Source organism: Sphingobacterium paramultivorum (assembly GCF_014109745.1).
Classification (GTDB): Bacteria; Bacteroidota; Bacteroidia; order Sphingobacteriales; family Sphingobacteriaceae; genus Sphingobacterium; species Sphingobacterium paramultivorum.
Map to the genome: position 1 here is coordinate 3023296 of NZ_CP058555.1, position 24678 is coordinate 3047973.

Here is a 24678-nt window from a genome sequence, read left to right on the forward strand (position 1 = left end):
CCATAGGGTCATTACCGACTCTTTAAAGATAATTTAAAGCAATGGAGCCAAAAGCCTACAGATGGAATCAACTCCTCTTTTCCAGCGACTTCGTTGCATCCATTTTCGGATTGTAATCAGATCTGAGACCTCAATATCAGACAAAAATTGCGCATTAAGACGGTCGCAAAGCGCTTTATCCGAGACAATTCCCGAGATTTCAAAATTGATGTAAAAACTTCTGATATCTAAGTTTGTCGTACCGATATAAGCAAGCTTCCCATCAATACAGATGGTTTTGGCATGCAGAAATCCCTTTGTATAAAGGTATACGTTGACTCCTCTTTCCAACAGTGGTTTTATAAACGAGAATGAGGCATGCTGTACAAAAAACGAATCAGACTGGGCCGGCAACATCAAGTCCACACGGACTCCTGAAGATACTGCGAGCATTAAAGCGGTCGTCAATTGATCGCTGGGAATAAAATATGGCGTACACAACTGTACATATTCTTTTGCTTCGTTGATACCGGCAATAATTGCTTCCATATTGAAAGGCGCTGGCGATCCAGGATCACTGGCTGTAAATCCTACTCCACTCGCATCTTCATCGGCAAGGGGAAATCGGTTTAAATAACCTCGACCCAATTCAAACGATTCCGCATCTGTCTGGTTCCAGCTGTTCCAAAACTGGATTTGCAACGTATTTACAGCCGCGCCGACAACCATCATAGCTGTATCCCGCCAATAAACCTCATTTTTTCCATTATTGATATATCGATCTGAAATATTGATTCCGCCGACAAAACCTATTTTCCCATCGATCACCGCTATCTTGCGGTGATTTCGGTAGTTGCTATTCGCCAAGGAACTAAAGGTTACTGGAAGAAAAGCTTGAAACACAAAATCGGGTTTATGCCTCCGTAAATATTTAATTACATCTGGAGCACCAAAACTATCCAATATCAGACGTACGGTGACCCCAGCTTTTGCTTTTTCTTCTAGAATATGTAAGATCTCCTGCCCTATTTCGTCCATTTCCCAGATATAATATTCCATGTGAATGGAATGCTGCGCAGCTTTAAGGCGATCAATAAGTACCGGAAACTTTTCTTCCCCATTGATAAACAGGGTTACATCGTTGTTGAGGGAGAATGTAGAGATCTTCTGATTTTTAAGGTAGCGGTACACCATGGCCAAACTACCGATCCGCTCATTTAACGTATCAATATGTTCCTCCATAATTTCGGATTCCTTACGCCAGGCATCCAGTAGCTTTTTGGACTGCTCGCGATACACGCGTTTCATTCTTTTGACCTTCTTAAACTTCTGACCAAAGAAATAGTAACTGAGCAAACCGACGACAGGTAAGAAAACAATGACCATAATCCAGGCAATGGTCTTGGAAGGATTACGGTTTTCGATCAAAATCGTCCCGATTACACCAATATAAAGGATGAGTAAGGGAATCCAATAATATTCTAATGCAATCTGTAAAATATGATGAAGTACCTCCATATTGTGTGCTAAGGGTTTTACCAAATATAATACTTAGCATCGACATATTGTTTGTCGTTAAACACAGTTTATTGCACCATCGACATGGATGAATGGACTTAAATAAGGAATGTCTAAATTGGCACCCCGGAGTATAAACCAAATTCCCAATAAGAAATAGAGAAAGGGAACCCATTTCGAAAATCCGATTTTGAAAGATCTGGAGAAATTTCCCAGAAAAGAAAACGCAAACAATAGCGGGATAGTTCCTAAGCCAAAACACAACATAAAAAAGAAACTTTGCTGTGGACTGTCTGCATTTATGGACGACATGAGTGCCATGTAGACCATACCACAGGGCAATAAGCCATTCAGTACGCCAGCAATAAAACTCCCGCCCGGTTTATACAGCCATTTCGACAATAAGCGTACAATTGGCTGCACAGCCTTCGTCTGCCAGCTAGCGATTTTTCTATTATGCTTACCAATAAGCTGGAATAAAGCAATTCCGATCAGAATAATACCTGTGGCCCAGCTCAAACTTCGCTGCCAACCTTGAATCTGCGCAAATGTTCCGATCGTACCGAGTAAAAGTCCTAAACATCCATAAGTCAGTACCCTGCCGGATTGATACAGTATTTTATTTAAAAAAACGTTCCAACCAAAACCCTGCCTTCCTTCAATAGCAAAGATTAAAGGACCACACATTACCGCACAATGTATGCTTCCAAACAATCCCATGAAAAATGCAAAATAGGTATAGCTCATTTCCTTAAACTAAAATAAAATATGCTCTTCAAACAAAAAATCTTTACCTACACTCTTCCAGTCAATATACAAATTCCACATTCCTTTATCGAACGTGGAAATGGGCAGTGTATATAAATTACTGGTTGTCTGAAATGGTAATTCTTTATCCAATCGGTTATCCGAAGGTTTTCGAAACAGCAATTTCCCTTTATTTACTTTGGAGACAAAATGAATATACAAGGTATCTTGCCTGATTTCTATTGTCGGTGATTCCTTCATAATCAATACATTTTGCTTTTTATCGTAAGCTTGATCATAATTCAGTCCCTGCTCGTAATAATCATCTTCTTCCAGACTATCCGAATCGTGACTCACCATGTATATTCCTGCTCCGACTATACACAACATAAATACCGCCAAGGTTAAAAAAATCTTTGTACCCCAATTCATTGTTTTTCATTTTAATTCATACCCGGAGGTGCAATAAAAGTGGTTTTTAAACTTTCCACTTTCTTATCTCCCGAATAGATAGCTAATTTTATATTACTTTTATAGGTCTCAACATCCTTATTCGCGATAATTAGAAAAAAGCTCAGTGTCGCATGCCCATCTTTACTCAATTTTTGAATAGGATTGACCAGTTGAATCTTTAAACGCGGATCATCACAGACCAATTTAAAAGGCATTTCTTTACCAGACTTATTAATCAATTCCAAAGAATACAGGTTGCTTATTGTCTTATCATCACGAAGCTGGTAGGTGCTTCCCTTTGCCCGAAGCAATCTTCCATCCACCTGAGAACGATTGAACAACAGAAAACAAAAGACCGACATTAATGCAACCAACACGATAGAATAGGCTATTGCTCTCGTATTGCTTTTTTTCTTCAGTGTTCCTTCAATCTCACCCATTGGATAAAAGCCAATTAACTTTTTAGGCTTTCCAATTTTGTCCATGACAGCATCACAAGCATCAATACAGGCCGTACAGCTTACACATTCTAATTGCAGACCATTTCGAATATCAATTCCTGTCGGGCATACATGTACACAGAGTTTGCAGTCTACACAATCTCCATGTGTCGTCGTTGCATCCTTTTGCTGTTTTCCTCTTGGCTCTCCACGTCTATGATCATATGCAACAGTAATACTTTGGTCATCGAGGAGTACGCCCTGCAATCTGCCATAAGGGCAAATTGCAATACATACAATCTCCCTGACGTACGCAAACACACCATAGAAAACCAATGTAAATATGATGATTGATATCAATCCACCGATATGTTGGTCCAATGGATCAGTGATGATCTTCATCAGCGCATCAACACCGATGATATAAGACAAAAAGATATTTGAAATGAAAAATGATATGATCAGGAATATACCATGTTTCAAAAACTTTTTCAATTGTTTTTGATCCGTATTGGGTCCAGCATCCAATTTCTTTTGTTGTTGCCAATCACCTTCTATCCAATATTCAATTCGTCTAAATATTAATTCCAAAAAAATGGTCTGGGGGCAAGTCCATCCGCACCATACCCGTCCAAAGACAACAGTAAACAAAACCACACATACCATCACGATTAACATGCCGAATACGAATATGTAGAGATCCTGTGGATAGAACAGATTTCCTAAGATGGAAAACTTTCGCTCAATAATGTTGAACATGAGAAACGGTTCACCATTTATTTTGATAAAAGGAACTACAAACAAGAACAGCAGTAGTGAATACCCAACCCACTGTCTCTTTTTGTAAAGCTCTCCCTGCGGTTTTTTGGCATAAATCCATTGTCTTTTTTTTGACTTAGATCCACCGTTATTGGCATTATTCACGACTACTGTATTCATTGCTATTTCAATTTATTACTCTGCTTTTTTTCTGTTTCAGCCTGATCTGCTTTGCTCTCATCCGCCGCCTTCTCTCCGCTTGCAGCCTGGCCACCGCCATAGATTACCTCTTCACCTTGCGGAGCTTTTGGATTAGCAGGGTGTGTATCCCTTAAGGTAATAATATAACTGGCAACCTGTGCGATTTGTGCAGGACTTAAAGTTTGTTCCCATGGCACCATTCCTTTATCAGGAACACCATACTTAATGGTTTTGAAGATATCTTTAATCTCGCCACCATGCAGCCAAAACTTATCGGTCAAGTTAGGTCCGATGCCTCCCTCGCCACTAACACCGTGACAAGCGACACAGTTTGCGGTAAAGATCGCTTTTCCATCAGCTGCCATTTCCGGCTGAAACTCCACGCTACTTTCGTCTACATTGCTCGCAGAAGCAGTAAGATAAGCCTGACGCTCTTTCTCGGCAACGACCATCTCATGTTCATACTCCTGGTCCTGGTTCATTCCGATACCCGACACCTGATAAACAAATAAGTAAACAAGGCCGAAAAAAATCGTTCCATAAAAAAGGAAATTAAACCAGATCGGAATCGGATTATCCAATTCGCGGATACCATCATACTCATGGTCTATGACAATATCCTTTTCTTCTGAAATCGGTCTGATACCCATGATCTTGTTCCACGACCTTTTCATCCAGCCCTTATTCGCCGCCTTTTTGAGTTTTTCCTCCTTGGCCAATTCAGGCATGGTAATCTTAATGATGGATTTCATCGCGCGATTGACCATCAATGCCGAAGCGAGAAGAGCCAGCATTACAACGATCAATACAACAATTAAGATATCTGTGTATAAATTATCTGTACCGAATCCTATCGTAGATTGAACAACTTCTGCGGTAGCTGGTGCAGTATCCAATAATAAACTCATATATTATAGACTTTCAGGTGAATGATTCAGTTCCTTTTCTGTTTCATCTTCTTCCAAAGGCAATTCCTTCATATAAGTAACATAGTCTTTTTTCATTCGAAACAACATTATTGCTACTGAAATGAAGAACACCAAGAAGATCCAAAGTGATGCAATTAGATAAAGCTCACTGCCGTTTAGATTTGTTATTTGCTTAAACATGGCTTTATTGATTTGCGTTAACATTATCAGCTACTTTTGGAGCTGCTTTTATATCTGTTCCTAATCGCTGTAAGTATGCAATTACAGCTACAATCTCACGGTCAGCTAGCACATTCACTTGATTTTGTTTTAGATCATCAGCAATTTTTTGTGCCTGTTTGGTGAGATCCTGCTCAGCATGTTCAATTTCCGCATCGGTATAGGGGATTCCCAATTTCCGTAATGCTTTCATTTTATCTTGCAGAATAGAATTATCCAGTTTCTGATCGATCAACCAAGGATATGTTGGCATGATACTTCCTGGCGAAGTAATCGTCGGATCCAACAGGTGATCAAAGTGCCATTTATTTGGGTATTTTCCACCGATGCGATGCAGATCCGGTCCCGTCCGCTTCGAACCCCATAAAAACGGTGTATCGTAAACAAACTCTCCCGCCTTGCTATACTCTCCGTAACGGGCGGTTTCGGATCTAAATGGACGAATAGTTTGCGTGTGACAGTTTACACAACCTTCTCTCACGTAGAGATCCCTTCCCTGCAGTTCCAATGCTGTATAAGGTTTTACACTCGAAATCGTTGGAACGTTTTTAGAAATTGTAAAAGTCGGCACCATCTCCACCATACCCCCGATGAGGATGGCAATAAGAGCCAGTACCATAAATAAAATTGGCTTACGTTCAAGGCGACGGTGTTGAGACTGTTCGTTTACTTGAACCGGCAATAATGCAGGAGCTTCTGCAGGCTCATTGGCCAAAAGCTTCCCTTTTTGCATAGTTTTGATCAAGTTGAACGTCATCAGGAACACGCCCGATAGATAAAGTGCACCACCTAGTGCACGCATCATGTGCATTGGCAAAATTTCCAATGTTGTCGCAAGGAAGTTTGGATATTTCAAAACCCCTTCCGGTGTAAATTCTTTCCACATCAAGCCTTGTACTACAGCTGCCCAATACATCGGGATCGCATAGAACAAAATACCCAAGGTACCTATCCAAAAGTGCGTTGATGCCAATTTTTTAGAATATAACTCCGTTTTATAAATACGTGGTATCAACCAGTACAGAATACCGAATGTCATAAAGCCGTTCCATCCCAATGCACCTACGTGTACGTGTGCTACGATCCAGTCGGTAAAGTGAGCAATTGCATTCACCTGCTTTAAAGATAGCATAGGGCCTTCGAAAGTCGCCATACCATAACAAGTAAGGGCCACGACCATGAATTTTAACATAGGCTCTGTCCGTACCTTATCCCAGGCACCACGTAAGGTCAACAAGCCATTGATCATACCGCCCCAACTCGGAGCAATCAACATAATGGAGAATACAACCCCTAAAGACTGTACCCAACCAGGTAGCGCCGTATAGAGCAAATGGTGAGGACCTGCCCAGATATAAATAAAGATTAAAGACCAAAAGTGAAGAATACTTAACTTGTAAGAGTAAACTGGACGGTTGGCCATCTTAGGAAGGAAATAATACATCATTCCCAAATAAGGAGTTGTCAAGAAAAAAGCAACTGCATTGTGACCATACCACCATTGTACCAGCGCATCCTGTACGCCTTTGTAGACATAATAGCTTTTCCAGCCAGCTACAGGTAATTGGATGGAGTTAACAATATGCAATACGGCTACTGTAACAAATGTGGCAATATAGAACCAAACAGCGACATACATGTGACGTTCGCGTCGTTTGATAATAGTACCGAACATATTGACTCCGAATACGACCCAAATGAGGGTAATTGCGATATCAATAGGCCATTCCATTTCGGCATACTCATGGCTTGAAGTAAGACCGAGTGGTAGTGTAATAGCCGAGGCAACAATAATTAATTGCCATCCCCAAAAATGGAGCTTACTCAAAGCATCACTGAACATTCTTGCTTTAAGCACCCGCTGTAAGGAGTAATAAACTCCCATAAAAATACCATTACCTACGAAAGCAAAAATCACCGCATTGGTGTGTACAGGACGTACACGGCCAAATGTTGTAAATTGCAATCCAAAGTTCATCTGGGGCCAAACAAGCTGCGTTGCCACAAGCAATCCTATGGTCATACCAACTATCCCCCAAATAATGGTAGCGATTCCGAAATTCCTGACAATCTTGTTGTCGTAATTAAATTGCTCTAACTGCATTACTTAAATTGTTGATTCTGATTCAAAAATAAGTAGCAATTTATGACAATCTAATGATAGACAATGCGTACAAAAGTGATGTACGTCACTTTTTTATTACCCGATTACAAGGCTTAGTTAGCAATTTCGACCATTGGTTGTAAATGACTTATGGAAAATAGAGATCTTGAAAGATACTTTTTACAATTAGATCAGACATTAAAAGTGACCGTAGTCACATTTCCTGCAGTTTAATACCTTGTTTTGATGGCAATATGGGTTAGAATCACTGTTACATATACACGAATTTATCCCAAAAACATCGGGACTATTGGCACGAAGTGAATTGTAGCTATAGTGCATCAAACCTCATCACAATAGCAAACCTTAATCTGGAGACTCATTGCACAATTCGCCTATAGCAAGTGAGCTAAAGACTCTTTGAAAAGAATCGGTAGTGGGATTAGCTTGAACTGGCCTCCGTATACTGTTATAACATAAGTTAGTTAACCGCTGTAGAAAAAGCTACTTAAAAGAAAATATAAGCTCAGCCTGAATTTAGCAATTCCCCTTAGCTACAAGGATGCACCATACCACCGGAGCACAGTGATGGCTGCATGACCGCCTGCTATGACTGTGTACCATTACCTGTATACTTCCCAACAGTCGGATAGCATATACAGTATTACAAGTAGCTACTGCAAGGCCAATTGATATGCAACTATAGGATACAGGTAAAAAGTAATAGGATTTGATACGGTCAGTGAAGGCTGCAGGGCTGCTACCGGTTGCGAAACAGCTGCCGATGGACAGGGCTCACCGACGGTCCTGTGCTGTGATAACCGATAGGCGGAGGATATGCAGTGATGGTCAGTGGCGGAAGTGTAATGGTCATGGAAGTATTTAAACGAAAGAAGCCCTTGACTGTTTCCAGCAAGGGCTTCCGTGTAAAAAAAGGCACCGACCTACTCTCCCACCTGTTACGGCAATACCATCGGCTCTGGCGGGCTTGACTGCTCTGTTCGGAATGGGAAGAGGTAGACACCGCCGATATAGGCACCTAAAAATCTTTATTGGCTGATCTATGATATTCATATCATCTTATTCATGCCAACTGACATATCTATTGAAAGAGGTTCGTTTCTGTTTGTTTCAAAAATTAAAGAGGAAGACAACAGTGTCTGTCTGCTTGAGAAAGCTTCGGGCTATTAGTACCACTTGGCTTTGGTCTCTCAACCTTTACACCTATGGCCTATCAACGTAGTCATCTTCTACGACCCTATAAGGAAGTCTCATCTCGTGGCTAGTTTCGCACTTAGATGCTTTCAGCGCTTATCTATTCCAGACGTAGCTACCCTGCCGTACACCTGGCGGCATAACAGGTTCACCAGAGGTCTGTCCAACCCGGTCCTCTCGTACTAAGGTCAGATCCACTCAAACTTCCAACGCCCACAACAGATAGGGACCGAACTGTCTCGCGACGTTCTGAACCCAGCTCGCGTGCCACTTTAATGGGCGAACAGCCCAACCCTTGGGACCTTCTCCAGCCCCAGGATGTGACGAGCCGACATCGAGGTGCCAAACCTCCCCGTCGATATGAGCTCTTGGGGGAGATCAGCCTGTTATCCCCAGCGTACCTTTTATCCTTTGAGCGATGGCCCTTCCATACAGAACCACCGGATCACTATGTCCGTCTTTCGACCCTGTTCGACTTGTCGGTCTCACAGTCAAGCAAGCTTATGCCATTGCACTCCACGTACGGTTACCAAGCGTACTGAGCTTACCTTTGAAAGCCTCCGTTACCTTTTTGGAGGCGACCACCCCAGTCAAACTACCCACCAAACAATGTCCTCGGCATGACCGAGTTAGAAACCGAATACAGAAAGGGCGGTATTTCAAGGTTGATTCCATGACTCCTGGCGAAGCCACTTCAACATCTCCCGCCTATCCTACACATCCTGTACCCAATCTCAATGTTAAGCTATAGTGAAGGTGCATGGGGTCTTTCCGTCCCGTTGCGGGTAATCGGCGTCTTCACCGATACCACAATTTCACCGAGCTCATGGCTGAGACAGCGCCCAGATCGTTACACCATTCGTGCAGGTCGGAACTTACCCGACAAGGAATTTCGCTACCTTAGGACCGTTATAGTTACGGCCGCCGTTTACTGGGGCTTCGATTCAATGCTTCTCTTGCGATGACATCCCCTCTTAACCTTCCAGCACCGGGCAGGTGTCAGGCCTTATACTTCATCTTGCGATTTTGCAAAGCCATATGTTTTTGTTAAACAGTCGCCTGGGCCTTTTCACTGCGGCTGCTCATCGCTGAGACAGCGCCCCTTCTCCCGAAGTTACAGGGCCATTTTGCCGAGTTCCTTAGCCATGACTCACTCGAGCACCTTAGGATTCTCTCCTCGACCACCTGTGTCGGTTTGCGGTACGGGTCTTCATAACCTGAAGCTTAGCGGGTTTTCTTGGAAGTCTGTTTACCTGCTCTATCAGCGCCACCGGAGCTTTGCTGTACTATTGGGTTTCAGCAGGGTCGGCGGATTTGCCTACCGTCCCTATACCTACGCCTTTCAACGAACTATTCCGTCAGTTCGCGGCAGTGTCACTACTCCGTCACCACATCGCAGTTATGAAGAGTACTGGAATATTAACCAGTTGTCCATCGGCTTGCCCCCTTCGGGTGCGCCTTAGGTCCCGACTGACCCTGATCCGATTAACGTTGATCAGGAAACCTTGGTCTTTCGGTGGGCGGGTTTCTCACCCGCCTTATCGTTACTTATGCCTACATTTGCTTTTCCATAACCTCCACAGTTCATTGCCAAACTGCTTCTCCGGCGATGGAATGCTCCCCTACCAGATGCACCTAAGTGCAAATCCATAGCTTCGGTACCGTTCTTGATGCCCGTTTATTATCCACGCCCGGCCGCTCGACTAGTGAGCTGTTACGCACTCTTTAAATGAATGGCTGCTTCCAAGCCAACATCCTAGCTGTCTGGGCAACCGGACCTCGTTAGTTCAACTTAGAACGAATTTGGGGACCTTAGCTGATGGTCTGGGTTCTTTCCCTCTCGGCCTTGGACCTTAGCACCCAAAGCCTCACTGCCGGCTATATTTGATAGCATTCGGAGTTCGTCTGGATTTGGTAGGATTTGACTCCCCCGCACCCAATCGGTAGCTCTACCTCTATCAAACTCTACGCCGACGCTGTTCCTAAAAACATTTCGGGGAGTACGAGCTATTTCCCAGTTTGATTGGCCTTTCACCCCTACCCTCAGGTCATCCGGAAACTTTTCAACGTTTATCGGTTCGGTCCTCCATTACATGTTACTGCAACTTCAACCTGCCCAAGGGTAGATCACAAGGTTTCGCGTCTACCTCATCTGACTATGCGCCCTATTAAGACTCGCTTTCGCTTCGGCTGCGTCCCTGAAGGACTTAACCTTGCCAGACAAGAGTAACTCGTAGGCTCATTATGCAAAAGGCACGCTGTCACAGAACTTGTCTGCTCCAACCGCTTGTAAGCACACGGTTTCAGGTTCTTTTCACTCCCCTGTTCGGGGTTCTTTTCACCTTTCCCTCACGGTACTGGTTCACTATCGGTCTCTCAGGAGTATTTAGCCTTACCAGATGGTGCTGGTGGATTCCCACAGGATTTCTCCGGTCCCGCGGTACTCAGGATACCACTATGTCAACATTCTTTACCTGTACGGGGCTCTCACCCTTGTCGCGCAGTTTCCCACCTGCTTCCAGTTCATAGCGCTGTACAATGTCGTGGTCCTACAACCCCGACCATGCCGTAACATGATCGGTTTGGGCTCTTTCCCGTTCGCTCGCCACTACTTGGGAAATCATTGTTATTTTCTTCTCCTACGCCTACTTAGATGTTTCAGTTCAGCGCGTTCGCGTTTTATACGACTATTCTTCAAATAGTCAGGTTGCCCCATTCGGAAATCTCTGGATCAAGTCGCATTTGCCAATCCCCAAAGCTTATCGCAGCTTATCACGTCCTTCTTCGCCTCTGAGAGCCTAGGCATCCCCCGTGTGCCCTTATTTACTTTCTTCACCGGCATAGCCTTTTGCTACTATGCGGCTGCTTTTGATATATATACACGTATGCTAGGTTCGGGATCGTTCGGCCTTGACCGAGGGTCTCTCCCTTACTTCAAACACATACACGTATTGTCTCTATACTGTTGTCTTCTCTTGTAATTTTTTTTCTCTTTCAATATGTCAAAGAACTCTTTTTCCGGTTTATTTTAGGAGCATCTGTCGATGCTCCTCCCGGAGATGTGGAGAATAACGGATTCGAACCGTTGACCCCCTGCGTGCAAGGCAGGTGCTCTAGCCAGCTGAGCTAATTCCCCTCTTTTTTTCGTAGTCCCGAGCAGATTTGAACTGCTGACCCCTACATTATCAGTGTAGTGCTCTAACCAACTGAGCTACGGGACTAGCTTATCTTGTTCATCTCTTTCTCTCGGTCCTGCTCCTTTCGGGGCGGGCACTTTCTTCTGATGTTTTCTCTTTTTGCAATCATATGTAACGTGACGAGTACCGATCCGCGATACTCTAGAAAGGAGGTATTCCAGCCGCACCTTCCGGTACGGCTACCTTGTTACGACTTAGCCCCAATTATCGGTTTTACCCTAACACGCTCCTCGCGGTAACATGCTTTAGGTACCCCCAACTTTCATGGCTTGACGGGCGGTGTGTACAAGGCCCGGGAACGTATTCACCGCGTCATTGCTGATACGCGATTACTAGCGAATCCAACTTCATGGGGTCGAGTTGCAGACCCCAATCCGAACTGTGAATGGCTTTTAGAGATTAGCATCATATTGCTATGTAGCTGCCCGCTGTACCATCCATTGTAGCACGTGTGTAGCCCCGGACGTAAGGGCCATGATGACTTGACGTCGTCCCCACCTTCCTCACTGTTTGCACAGGCAGTCTGTTTAGAGTCCCCACCATTACATGCTGGCAACTAAACATAGGGGTTGCGCTCGTTGCGGGACTTAACCCAACACCTCACGGCACGAGCTGACGACAGCCATGCAGCACCTAGTTTCGTGTCCCGAAGGACGAATGCGTCTCTGCATTCTTCACTAACTTTCAAGCCCGGGTAAGGTTCCTCGCGTATCATCGAATTAAACCACATGCTCCTCCGCTTGTGCGGGCCCCCGTCAATTCCTTTGAGTTTCACCCTTGCGGGCGTACTCCCCAGGTGGATAACTTAACGCTTTCGCTTGGACGCTGGCTGTCTATCGCCAACATCGAGTTATCATCGTTTAGGGCGTGGACTACCAGGGTATCTAATCCTGTTCGATCCCCACGCTTTCGTGCATCAGCGTCAATACCAGCTTAGTGAGCTGCCTTCGCAATCGGAGTTCTAAGACATATCTATGCATTTCACCGCTACTTGTCTTATTCCGCCCACTTCAAATGGATTCAAGCCCATCAGTATCAAAGGCACTGCGATGGTTGAGCCACCGTATTTCACCCCTGACTTAATAGGCCGCCTACGCACCCTTTAAACCCAATAAATCCGGATAACGCTCGGATCCTCCGTATTACCGCGGCTGCTGGCACGGAGTTAGCCGATCCTTATTCTTCCAGTACATTCAGCTTCCTACACGTAGAAAGGTTTATTCCTGGACAAAAGCAGTTTACAACCCATAGGGCAGTCATCCTGCACGCGGCATGGCTGGTTCAGGCTTCCGCCCATTGACCAATATTCCTTACTGCTGCCTCCCGTAGGAGTCTGGTCCGTGTCTCAGTACCAGTGTGGGGGATTCTCCTCTCAGAGCCCCTAGACATCGTCGCCTTGGTAAGCCGTTACCCTACCAACTAGCTAATGTCACGCGAGCCCATCTCTATCCTATAAATATTTAATAGCTAACCGATGCCGGTCAGATATGTTATGCGGTGTTAATCTCTCTTTCGAGAGGCTATCCCCCTGATAGAGGTAGGTTGCTCACGCGTTACGCACCCGTGCGCCACTCTCACCGTCTTCGAGCAAGCTCTCCGACGGATCCCGTCCGACTTGCATGTATTAGGCCTGCCGCTAGCGTTCATCCTGAGCCAGGATCAAACTCTCCATTGTAAAATGAAGTTTTTGATTCCAACTATTTACATAATCAGAATTCTTTTTTTTATATCTCTGATCTTGGATCGAATTGAACTAATTCTTGAATTTGTTCATGACTTTCGTTTGTCTACTCGTCACGCTTACATGATTGTGTTTTCTTAAAGAACTTTTCGCGCTTCAACTTCCGTATCCGCTATATTCCGATAGGCATTGCGCCCCTCTTTATCGTTTTGTTTTTCCCTTCGTTTCCGTTGGGACTGCAAAGGTAGAAATCTTTTTTGAACTTCCAAAAACTTTTTCAAGTTTTTTTTCTTTTTCTTTTTTTCGATTTCCGCGTTTAAAATAAACTGAGCGGGATCTTAAATCCTGTCAGGCTTCTCTTAAACCCTTCTTTTTTCATCGTTCCCTCTTTCGGGGTAACCGTTCCTCCCTTGCGGAGTGGTGCAAAGATAGGGAGTTTTAACAATCACTTCCAAGCCTTTTGTTCTTATTTATTTCGTTTTGTCCCTAACTGCCTGTAACGGTGCGAGATTCTTTTTGTAAAACAGGTGATCGGAGGGCCAGGATGGCTGATCCGGCAGCCAGATTGGGCCTTCGGAGAACCCCAGGTCATCATATATAGTATGGAGGCAGGCTTCGCATCGGATCTATTACCAATTTCGTTTAACTTTTGTCTATAATTAATAGGGGTATTACAGGGAGATAACAGGGGGTTAACAGGGGGTTAGCAGGGGTTGTACCCCTATTAACACCCTGTTAAAACGGTGTTATATTGGTATTAATTATAAATCAGTATACAATTCGAGTCTAAGCGGGGTAACAACAGGCCTCCCCTTTTGTCAAAACTGCCGCTGAAACAAGCAAAATATCAATATGAAAAGCCAAATAATAGCAGCATTGGTCCACTTATCAAGATAAAAAACCTATTTATCTATTTTTTTATGTAGATTTATCATCTTAAAATAACCACCAGAGCGATGAGCAGAACTACCCTGAAAGATATAGCGTTGGCACTCAATATTTCTGTTTCGACGGTTTCCAAAGCATTATCAGACAGCTACGAAATAAGTGAAGCGACTAAAAAGATGGTTCAGGAATATGCCAAAAAGCATAATTTCCACCCAAATAAGTTGGCACGGAGCTTAAAAATAGGAAAATCCAATACAATAGGGGTTATTGTATCCAATATTAGCAATACATTCGTTTCACAAATCCTCGATGGAATTCAAATAGCCTCTCAACAGACCGTCTATGACGTTATTTTCATGCAAAGCCGGGAAGATGAACGGATCGAAAAAAATTGTATTGACGTCTTACGCATGCGCGGTATTGATGGCTTAATGATATCTCCGGTTTCTTCCGATTCAAATATTGAAGAGCTAAAAGCATTGATAAAATCGCAGATCCCAGTCGTTATTTTTGATCGTATCAATCACCAGCTCGACACATTCAAGGTTGGTGTCAATAATTTCCAGGGTTCATATAATGCCACAAAGCATCTCATCGAACAAGGTAAAAAGAATATTTTACATATCACCGGAAAGAACTTAGGTGTGGCAGCCGAACGATTAAATGGCTTCAAATCTGCTTTATCAGATGCGGGGATTCCTTTTGATAATAGACATTATATCGAATGTAGTTTTAATAATACCACCGATATAGACGAAACAATTCGGGAGATTTTGCGCAAAGAATATCTTGAACATAAAAGTATAGATGCGATTTTCGGCGCTACGGATGTTATTACAACCCGAACACTAGGTATTTTGGCTGAGCTTCAGATTCAAGTCCCTTCCGAGGTCGCCGTTATTGGTTTTTCAAACACACAGATAGCAGCTTCCTTAAATCCGGCACTATCCACAGTTGTACAACCGGCAACAGAAATTGGGGAACTGGCGACAAATAAATTAATCGCCACCATTAACCAAACAAGACCAATACATGAATTTGAAACGATTGAGCTTCCAACACAGCTCATCATTCGCAAATCTTCCTTATAATTCTTTTGATTATAGTCTCATCGACATACTTAAAACAAAACAGTCGGGAAATAAGAAGTTAGCTCCCCTATTTCCCGACTGTCTTTATGCTAGACCTCTATTACAGGTCATAATCTCTAATCTTCGCCTGAATTATTGGTATCATTCACCAACAATACCATACTCTAGGCCCCGTAATTCCGCAAGCCCTCTCAATCTTCCAATGGCAGAATACCCTGGATTTGTTACTTTATTCAGATCATCCAGCATCTGATGGCCGTGATCTGGTCTGAATGGGATCGCTGTAGATCGCAATTGATTTTCAGCAACCAGGATTTTCATGATTTTATACATATTGACATCCCCATCCAAATGGTCTGCCTCATAAAAGCTTCCGATCGCATCTTTCCTCACATTCCGTAAGTGAACAAAGTTTACCCGCCCTTTAATATTTTCTAAGATAGCCGGCAGATCGTTTGTCTGACTGGCGCCCAAGGATCCTGTACAAAAGCAGACACCATTAAATCGTTGTGGAACCGCATTTAAAAAATAATCGAAATCCGCACCATTACTGGCGATGCGGGGCAAACCTAAAATAGGATACGGTGGATCATCGGGATGAATAGTCATACATATACCGTTATCCTCACAAGTTGCCGCAATTCCCCGAAGGAAATAAACCAAATTATCGCGTAAACCATCTTTCCCAATATGTTTATAGGTATCAATGCTCGCTTTTAACGCATCCAATTCCACATTTTTCTCTCCGGGGATCCCCATTAAGACAACATTTGCCAATTCTTCTTTTTGCTGTTCGGAAATTTCATCAAATCGTAAAGTCGCACGTTTAACAACATCCTCTGGATACGCTGTCTGTGCCTCATCACGTTTCAATATAAAAATATCAAAAAGTGCCAAATCAATCCAGTCAAAATACAATGCTTTTGAACCATCCGCCATGGTTAAATCCAATTGTGTACGTGTCCAGTCCAGCACCGGCATAAAATTATAACAAATTGTTTTGATGCCGCATTGTGCAAGATTGGTTAAAGTCTCATTATATTTCTGAAGGTATTCATCGACCCTAGCACCTTTTGTCTTAATCTCCTCATGTACTGTCACACTTTCCACAACAGACCAGGTAAGACCAGCATCTTCTATAATGCGTTTTCTTTCTTGAATATCGGCAAGTGGCCATACCTCACCGTGTGGAATATGATGTAATGCCGTAACAATACCAGTAGCTCCAGCCTGTTTGATATCTTGTAAAGATACCGGGTCATTGGGACCATACCAACGCCAGGTTTGTTCTAATTTTCTCATCTTAAAGTTTAATTAAACGCCACACCATGCATTAAAACCACCATCGACAAAAACCGTCTCCCCTGTCACAAAGGCCGATGCATCGCTCAATAGATAGATTAAAGTTCCTTTTAACTCACGAGGGTCGCCCAAACGGTTATAGGGAGTTCCGTTAAGAATACGTTTGGTACGGTCGCTATACGTACCGTCTGGATTGATCAATAAGTTTTTGTTTTGTTTGGTTAAGAATACACCGGGAGCGATTGCATTGACACGAACTTGATCGCCGTAACGCTGAGCGAGTTCGGTGGCCATCCATTTTGTATACCCATCGATACCGTGTTTTGCTACAGTATAGCCCAAAACACGTGTAAAAGGACGACTGGCTGTAAGAGAAGATATATTGATGATGACACCTTTTCCGCTTTCAGCAATCACACGACCAATAATATGCGTAGGAATCATTGTACCATACAAATTAAGCTCAATTGCTTTAATAGTATCCTGAATATTGCTCGCAAATAAATCTTGATCGGCACCAATTGTTGCACCTGGAATGTTGCCTCCAACGGCGTTTACTAAAGCGTCTATCCTACCCCACTTTTGCAAAACTTCATCTTTCGCCCGAGTGACATCCTGTTCGTTCATGATGTCAACTTCAACAAATATAGCTTCGCCACCAACAGACTCTACCTGCTGGACACGCTCCGCTCCGATTTGTCCATTACGTCCAAGTACTGCGACTTTGGCTTCTGCCTCGGCCAAAGCCTCAACAAATGCTTCGCCTAAAATCCCTGTACCTCCCGTAATTACAACTACCTTATCTTTTAATGAAAATGGATTATTATGCATGTATTTTTATTTCAAATTGGTATTTACCCCCAATTTTATTGATAATAACCTTAATTACAAAAAAAAGTAATTGATTTAATTACGATAACGTTTTAGTTACGTCACCTTCTTTATCTTCCCCTTCTGTCGTTTCATCATCAAACAGAATCCGTATAGAAGGTGTATAGGTATCATTATGCTGACCGGTTTTATTTGCCCAGAAAAAAGCACATAGGAAAACCAAAGCCAACAAAACACTACAACCGATCAAAATATACATTATTTCCATAACAACTAGAGTTTACGACGTTTGGCATACCACCTCGTCATGAGACTTGTAAAGGAGATGATCGTTACCGTACTTATTGGCATTAGAATCGCGGCAAATAACGGGGACATAATACCTTGCACGGCAAAGCTCAATCCAATTACATTATATAAAAGAGATATACCAAAGCTCATATGTATTACTTTCACCGCATCTTTGCTAAAAGCAAAGAAATCCGGCATTTTTGAAAATGACTCCCCATCCAGTATCGCATCACAGCCGGGAGAGAAGTTATTGATATCATCACTCACGGCGATACCCAGATCTGCTTTACGCAATGCCCCCGCATCATTAAGGCCATCACCAATCATGCAGACATGCTTTCCTGCTACCTGAAAATTTTGAATGGTTTCCAGTTTTTCCATTGGTGATTGATTAAAAAGCAGGCTTGCATTCGAGGGAAAAATTAACTGGAGTGCATCCAGACGTCTATCGTTATCCCCTGAGATTAAATGAAGGTCGTATTCGACTTTAAAATCTTCAATCAAAGCCGAAAGGCCATCCCGCCAGGATTGCTCCATGGTAAAATACCCTTTTAACTCTTCACCTATACGAATAAAAACCACAGAACCATCTGTTTTAATATTACCGATATTCAAAAAGTTAGCACTACCGATTTTAATTTCCTTGCCACCTACATTAGCCTGCATCCCCTTTCCCGGAAATTCCTTAAAATCCTGTATCGAAATAGCAGAAGAGACATTCAGCCACTTGACGATTTCACGGCTCAACGGATGGCTAGAGTTTCTACATACCGCATTCAGTAGTTTTTTGTCAATTGCCGAAAGGCTACCTTCAAAATAAATTGAGGTTGCTTTAGGCGACGATATCGTGCCAGTTTTATCGAACACCAGGGTATCAATCGTTGCCATCTGCTCAATAGCAGCCGTATTTTTCACATAGAACTTATTTCGATCAAAAATACTTAGCGCTGCAGAAAGGGTAAATGGAGAGCTCAACGCCAACGCACATGGACATGCAATAATCAATACCGCCGTAAAAGCTCCCCAAGCCCTGCTTGCACTCCCATCAACGGCCCAAAACAAGGCCGCCAATAGTGCAATAGCCAATAAAACAACAGTAAAATATTTACTTATAAAGTTGACAAAAGTCTGAAAATGTTTGTCATAATCTTTATAATTCTCATTATTCCATAATTTGGTCAAATAGGACTGTGAAATCGGTTTGACCACTTCAAGTTCTATCGCTTCCCCGGTCTGGCGCCCACCGGCATAGATAATTTCGCCTAAGGTCTTACTGACCGGACTTGATTCTCCCGTTACAAAGCTAAAATCTATCGCAGCATCACCTTTTAAAAGCATAGCATCGGCCGGTATAATTTCATTGTTCCGAACCAAGATACGGTCACCTATATGAACGTCAGCTAATTGTACAGGTTTATCCCCAGATTCGGTCAATACTGTTACAGCCACCGGAAAATAACTCCGGTAATCCCGTTCAAATGAGATATGATAATAGGTACGTTGTTGTACCCATTTTCCGATCAATATAAAAAACACAAGACTACAGAGCGTATCCGTAAAACCGGCACCTGTCTGTGTGATCACCTCAAACGCGGAACGCAAAAATAACACGAGGATTCCCAGAGCTAATGGCACATCCAGATTCAACCGCTTTTGTTTCAGACTCCAATAGGCCGATTTGAAATAATCCGATGCACAATACAATAAAACAGGGAGACCAAAGGCAAGGTTTATATAACCAAAGAAATTGGCATATTCCTTTTCAAAACTCCCCATTCCAAAATAATCAGGGAAACTGAATAACATAGAATTTCCAAAACAGAAACCGGCAACAGCAATTTTTGCGACCAAAGGATTCAGATTATTTCTATTCCCTTCCTTTACAACATCCTGCAAGGTGATTTTAGGGTCATAACCGATATTGACCAAAAGATAAACCAGGTCTTTCAATGGCAGCTCATTGTGATTGAATGTAATGCTCGCCTGTTTCTTCATAAAGTCCACGCGCGACTGCAGTACATTGGGATTGAGTTTATATAAATTTTCCAGCAACCAGATACAAGAGCTACAGTGAATAGCCGGAATATAAAAGGTGATGATGGTCATCTTATCATCTTTATAATCCACTAATTTACCGGCAATCTGTGGTTCATCCAGATAGGAAAAATCTTCTTGCTTGGATTTATTCGATTTACCCGGGTGCTGATTATAGCGATAATATTGCTGCATACCACTATCGTTCAGTACCTGGTAAACGGTCTGACACCCCAGACAGCAAAAATCGTGATGATCGAGCTGATAACCCGTTTCCTCAATTTTATCGCCGCAATGGAAACATTTTTCTGCAAGTTGTATTTCATCCCTTAGCTCTCCCATACCTTCGTTCTAAATTGCCTGACTAAATAATTGATTTTGTGCTTTTGAACGCAATAATCGCTGATCAAAGGCCATACAGATATTTCTTAAAAAAGAGCGTCCAATAGCAGTACATTGAATTAGTTCGCCGGTTATGGAGACTAAACCATCTGCAACAAGTTCAGACAATTCGTCGATAATCTGCTCATTCAACGGCGCACCTGTCGGCAACTGCACTTTACCTTTACACATCATATCGAGGATATAACGCCTTACAAGAAGATCCTCCTCGTTGAGTATATGTCCTTTTACAACGGGCAATACCCCTGTATCAATGAGTTTATGGTATTCTTCTACGGTCTTCACATTTTGAGCAAAAGCCCCCCAGGCATCGCTGATCGAAGAGACTCCGATACCGATTAACAAGGGACTAAATCGATCGGCATACCCCATAAAATTGCGATGTAATCTTTCTTGTTGAAAAGCCACAAATAACTCGTCCTCTCTTTTCGCAAAATGATCCATACCGACATCTTCATAGCCATGGGCCAAAATCATTTTTTTCCCAAGGTTATATAAGGCGAGTTTGGCTGCGCCATGAGGTAGATCTGCTTCAGTATAATGCCGTTGACCGGGTTTTATCCAAGGCACATGGGCATAGCTATAGAAAGAGATCCGGTCTGGACCGAGCAGCATCGCTTTTTGGATCGTATCTTCCACCGTAGCCAATGTTTGCTTAGGCAATCCATAGATCAAATCGAAGTTGATCGACTCAAATCCAATTTTCCGCGCATTCAGCATCACTTCTTTCACTTCCGCCGATGTTTGATGTCGGTTGATCACAAACTGCACAAGTGGATCAAAATCCTGTATTCCCAGGCTCAAGCGCCGAAACCCCAAGTCAAATAAGGTTTCTAAATGTGTGACGGTTGTATTAGCAGGGTGAGCTTCAAAGGAGAATGAACGATCAGGAGCCAGGTCTGCGTGTTTAAGGATCCCCTCAATCAGTACCTTCAAATTATCCGGATGGAAAAAGGTCGGAGTACCACCACCCAAATGTATTTCTGCCAATAACGGTCTTTCTCCCTTAAATAAAGCGACATACATTTCCCATTCTTTCAAAAGAGCGGCAATATAAGGTTCTTCAACGCGATGGTTTTTTGTAATGCGCGTATTGCAGCCACAATAAGTACAGAGGCTTTCACAAAAAGGAAGGTGTATATATAAGCTGATACCTTTTTCTTTCGACTGCTGGAAAGTTTGGTAGACTTGATTAGTCCAAGCCGCCCGAGAAAATGCTTCATTATCCCAAAAGGGAACAGTAGGATAGCTTGTATAGCGCGGTGCGGCAACATTATATTTTTGCACCAATTCTTCCATTGTAACCTGCGATGTAATCATTTTATTTTATTTTTTTAGCACAGTCGTTTAGACAACAACAGGCTTTACCAACACATTTTTCTAATCCCCATAAGTTGAGATTCCGGACGGTCTGCTCTGCCAGTCCTTTTGGACTCTGATCTTCAAATGGCGCATTGGCAATCTGAATATGCAGATCTCCAGCCTTTACCAGATCGATATGAGCAGTATCCTTACTGCGGGTCATAATCTTATTGATCCCTAACCCTTTTAAATTAAGTAGCATGCTCTCGTCCAAAATATCGCTCACGGAAATAACTACCGCATCTTTTCCACGCGCGTAATTCTGTGTCTCCGCATTTAATCCATTTGAAATCAAAGTCAAATCATGTTGTTTGGCATTTGCCAATGCCCAAAACTCTTTTTCAAATGACCTTACATTATATACTACTACTTTCATTCTGATTCTACAATCACCAATTAAGGTTTATCCTAAGAACAAAAGTAAATCATGCATATGGGCAAAAAGATGATATAGCACCACACCTTAAAATGATATTTATCACAATTCACAAAAACTTGCATGATTTCGCTAACATCAACAGCTTTAAAAGTCAACCGAAAGCTATTATCTAGCCAACAATCGCGTACAATACGTTCATTGAAACCAAACTAGTTCAATAAAACGGCATAGCGAACTCGCATTGATACTTTAATGAAAAGACACAAATCAGTAAACATAGGCTATCAGAAAAAAAGCGTGTTCAGAAAAACTGAACACGCCTTTTTTAGTAAATTGATTTTTAAATCTTAGCTGCTGATCCCTACTGCTTCACATCCCGCAGGTTCTTGATAGAATTGATGTATATTTTTCCTTTTTCTTTCGAAATCAGTTTTTCTTCTTTAAAGTCGGAGAGCATACGGGAAACAGTTTCATTGGCTGTACCTGCAATTGAAGCTAGGCCGTCTCGTGTCACATCAATTGAGCATGCATCAGCCTCATTGATATTGACTCCACTTTTTTCAGCAACGCTAATCAAAGCATTGGCGACACGCTTACGGACAGAATGATAGGCAAAACCCAGCAATTGCTCTTCTTTTTCACGTAAGTCGACAGAAAGGAGCTTAATAAATTTACTGGCTATTGCAGGTTTTTTCCATAACAGTTCCAAAAAACTATCCTTTGGAATCAACACAATTTCACTTTGTTCAACAGCTTCGGCGTAGTCTTCATAATTATCATTCAACAAAATCGAAGCATAACCAAAGTAATTGCCTTCAATAAAAATACCTGTAGACAGCTCACGTCCATCTTTATAGGACTTAAAGCTGCGTACCTGACCAGATTTCACAAAATAGACGTACGTTGGCGAATCATCTTTTTCATAAATAGACTGTTTTTTCTTCACTGTTTTCACACGTGAATTGGCAATTAGCTCTTTTAGCAACAATACCTGCTCTTCGGCGCTCAAACTCAAATCTTCTTCCCGAGGGATATCTGCTGCAAGCTGCTCATGTCTTTTGAGGCGAACATCTATTGCATTCATCAATTCGACATCATCAAAAGGTTTCGTCAAATAATCATCCGCCCCCATTTCCATCGCTTTGCGCATATCTGCGCGTTCCGCTTTGGCAGTCAGAAAAATGAACGGAATTTTGGCTGTACTTTCAATTTTGCTTAACATAAATAAGACTCCGTAACCATCCAATTCAGGCATCATGATATCACAGAGAATCAAATCAGGAATATGTCTTGTCGCCAGGTCGACGCCAACGCGCCCATTTTCGGCTGTAATGACATCATACCTTCCTGTCAACTCCAATATTTCGGTAGTCCCTTCTCGGATATCGATATTATCTTCAATAATTAGAATTGTCTTTTTATTTCTCATCTGCAATTATTTATTCAGTTATGCGAATCTGCAAGTTCACCTTTATTTAAAGCTTACTCTGAATGAAGTTCCTTTGTGTACTTCCGATTCAAATTCCATCTGCCCCGCCATCAATTCGATGTATCGTTTTACAATATTCAAACCTAATCCTGTACCAGGGATATTACCTGTATTATGTGCTCTAAAAAAAGGCTCAAACAAATGTACCTGATCTTCCTCGGGTATACCAATACCATTGTCTTTCACGGATATTAAGCAGCCTTCGTCGTCGATACAGGTTGTGAATTCGATCAAGGTATCTTCTCCGGAATATTTGATCGCGTTGGAGATTAAGTTGACCAAAGCATTTTTCAACAAATTTGGATCTAGGGTGAAATGCCCAATTTCTCCGGTATGTTGGTATACAATATGCTGATTTTTCTTACAGATCAATTGCATTTCTTCGGTGATCTCTTCTGCCAACTCAACGAGATTGATGTACTGCTTATTCATCACAACAATACCCGCTTCCAATTTTTCAAGTGACAGAAAGTCGTTCAGGATACTTGTGAGCAATTGAACTGCACTTTTAATTTTATTGGTATGTTTAAGGATATTAGCTTTATCATCCGGTCGTTCGGAATACTTTTCAATCAGAGAAGCCGAAAGCTGAACCGAGCTTAAAGGTGTCCGGAACTCATGCGAGGCCATGGACACAAACCGTGATTTCAGCTGGTTAAGTTCAATTTCTTTTTCCAAAGACTTTGAGACTTCTGCTTTAGCTTTTTCAAGTTCAGATACCAGAGAGATCAGGTCGCGTGTACGCTCACTGACTTTATGTTCAAGTTCGGCTGCATGTTGCTTGAGCATATCCTCGGCAGCCTTCTCACGCGATAAATCGTGAATAAAGCCGGTAAAGATATTCTTATCTTTTAACCAAACCTCACTGACTGCCAAGCGAAATGGAAATGTTTCTCCATTTTTCTTTAAGCCCATCACTTCACGGCCGATTCCGATGATTTTCTTGTGACCTGTGGTTTGGTAATTATGCAGATAACCATCGTGATTGCCACGATCAGGTTCAGGCATTAACATGGAGATATTGTGTCCGATCACTTCTTCAGCCTGATAACCGAACAATTCCAAGGCAGCAGGGTTAATGCTTTCCACATTCCCCCTGTTGTCTATGGTAATTATTCCATCAATAGCGTGATCTATTATAGCAGCTAAAAGCCTTCCACCGTCCAT

Annotated in this window: 17 protein-coding genes, 2 tRNA genes and 3 rRNA genes; 1 reads left to right on the forward strand and 21 read right to left on the reverse strand. The window is 42.5% G+C overall.

Features of this window, described 5'->3' with window-relative positions; translation table 11 throughout:
- Positions 1–33: 33 nt before the first annotated feature.
- The 13 genes from cls to HS960_RS13035 all read right to left on the reverse strand — a co-directional run bounded on the left by cls (position 34) and on the right by HS960_RS13035 (position 13723).
- Positions 34–1497 (reverse strand): cardiolipin synthase, encoded by a 1464-nt coding sequence (gene cls / locus HS960_RS12975; protein ID WP_182332906.1) that lies wholly within the window; start codon positions 1495–1497, stop codon positions 34–36.
- Positions 1498–1554: 57 nt separating this feature from the next.
- Complete coding sequence (locus HS960_RS12980; RefSeq protein WP_075991728.1) at positions 1555–2244, reverse strand: sulfite exporter TauE/SafE family protein; 690 nt, start codon at positions 2242–2244, stop codon at positions 1555–1557.
- Between the two features lie 9 nt (positions 2245–2253).
- On the reverse strand, positions 2254–2676 hold the full coding sequence (locus HS960_RS12985; RefSeq protein WP_075991727.1) for a FixH family protein: 423 nt from the start codon (positions 2674–2676) through the stop codon (positions 2254–2256).
- Between the two features lie 11 nt (positions 2677–2687).
- On the reverse strand, positions 2688–4076 hold the full coding sequence (gene ccoG / locus HS960_RS12990; RefSeq protein ID WP_182332908.1) for a cytochrome c oxidase accessory protein CcoG: 1389 nt from the start codon (positions 4074–4076) through the stop codon (positions 2688–2690).
- 2 nt (positions 4077–4078) lie between these two features.
- Positions 4079–5005: a cbb3-type cytochrome c oxidase N-terminal domain-containing protein gene (locus HS960_RS12995; RefSeq protein ID WP_182332910.1), complete on the reverse strand. Its 927-nt coding sequence runs from the start codon at positions 5003–5005 to the stop codon at positions 4079–4081.
- Positions 5006–5008: 3 nt separating this feature from the next.
- A complete protein-coding gene (locus HS960_RS13000; RefSeq protein WP_046671935.1) occupies positions 5009–5206 on the reverse strand; it encodes a hypothetical protein in 198 nt (65 codons plus the stop codon).
- Positions 5207–5210: 4 nt separating this feature from the next.
- Positions 5211–7349 (reverse strand): cytochrome-c oxidase, cbb3-type subunit I, encoded by a 2139-nt coding sequence (gene ccoN / locus HS960_RS13005; protein WP_182332912.1) that lies wholly within the window; start codon positions 7347–7349, stop codon positions 5211–5213.
- Between the two features lie 931 nt (positions 7350–8280).
- Positions 8281–8392 (reverse strand): 5S ribosomal RNA (gene rrf / locus HS960_RS13010).
- 125 nt (positions 8393–8517) lie between these two features.
- Positions 8518–11397 (reverse strand): 23S ribosomal RNA (locus tag HS960_RS13015).
- Positions 11398–11626: 229 nt separating this feature from the next.
- Positions 11627–11700 (reverse strand) — tRNA-Ala (locus tag HS960_RS13020).
- Positions 11701–11711: 11 nt separating this feature from the next.
- A tRNA-Ile gene (locus tag HS960_RS13025) sits at positions 11712–11785 on the reverse strand.
- A gap of 121 nt (positions 11786–11906) precedes the next feature.
- Positions 11907–13436, reverse strand: a 16S ribosomal RNA gene (locus tag HS960_RS13030).
- Together the 16S, 23S and 5S rRNA genes with 2 tRNA genes alongside form the textbook arrangement of a ribosomal RNA operon.
- Before the next feature lie 143 nt (positions 13437–13579).
- Positions 13580–13723, reverse strand: a complete 144-nt coding sequence (locus HS960_RS13035) for a hypothetical protein (RefSeq protein WP_153848835.1) — start codon at positions 13721–13723, stop codon at positions 13580–13582.
- A 675-nt stretch (positions 13724–14398) separates the two neighbouring features.
- Between HS960_RS13035 and HS960_RS13040 the strand changes: the two genes are divergently transcribed.
- Positions 14399–15421 (forward strand): LacI family DNA-binding transcriptional regulator, encoded by a 1023-nt coding sequence (locus HS960_RS13040; RefSeq protein ID WP_120336504.1) that lies wholly within the window; start codon positions 14399–14401, stop codon positions 15419–15421.
- A gap of 141 nt (positions 15422–15562) precedes the next feature.
- On the opposite strand, the gene uxuA is transcribed toward HS960_RS13040, so the two are convergent.
- From uxuA to HS960_RS13080, 8 genes are all read right to left on the reverse strand, one after another.
- Positions 15563–16723 (reverse strand): mannonate dehydratase, encoded by a 1161-nt coding sequence (uxuA, locus tag HS960_RS13045; RefSeq protein ID WP_182332914.1) that lies wholly within the window; start codon positions 16721–16723, stop codon positions 15563–15565.
- Positions 16724–16735: 12 nt separating this feature from the next.
- Positions 16736–17554, reverse strand: a complete 819-nt coding sequence (locus HS960_RS13050; protein WP_088160737.1) for an SDR family oxidoreductase — start codon at positions 17552–17554, stop codon at positions 16736–16738.
- A gap of 79 nt (positions 17555–17633) precedes the next feature.
- Positions 17634–17822 (reverse strand): cbb3-type cytochrome oxidase assembly protein CcoS, encoded by a 189-nt coding sequence (gene ccoS, locus HS960_RS13055; RefSeq protein WP_075991720.1) that lies wholly within the window; start codon positions 17820–17822, stop codon positions 17634–17636.
- A 5-nt stretch (positions 17823–17827) separates the two neighbouring features.
- Complete coding sequence (locus HS960_RS13060) at positions 17828–20221, reverse strand: heavy metal translocating P-type ATPase (protein WP_182332916.1); 2394 nt, start codon at positions 20219–20221, stop codon at positions 17828–17830.
- Positions 20222–20230: 9 nt separating this feature from the next.
- Positions 20231–21601, reverse strand: coding sequence for an oxygen-independent coproporphyrinogen III oxidase (gene hemN / locus HS960_RS13065; protein ID WP_182332918.1), 1371 nt, complete (start codon positions 21599–21601; stop codon positions 20231–20233).
- 1 nt (position 21602) lies between these two features.
- Positions 21603–22019 carry a Rossmann-fold NAD(P)-binding domain-containing protein gene (locus HS960_RS13070; protein ID WP_120336507.1) on the reverse strand — a complete coding sequence of 139 codons (417 nt, stop codon included), beginning with the start codon at positions 22017–22019 and terminating at the stop codon, positions 21603–21605.
- A gap of 364 nt (positions 22020–22383) precedes the next feature.
- The gene (locus tag HS960_RS13075) at positions 22384–23451 is read right to left on the reverse strand and encodes a response regulator (protein ID WP_153844966.1); all 1068 of its coding nucleotides are present in this window, start codon (positions 23449–23451) and stop codon (positions 22384–22386) included.
- Between the two features lie 42 nt (positions 23452–23493).
- On the reverse strand, positions 23494–24678 hold the full coding sequence (locus tag HS960_RS13080) for a PAS domain-containing sensor histidine kinase (protein WP_159729155.1): 1185 nt from the start codon (positions 24676–24678) through the stop codon (positions 23494–23496).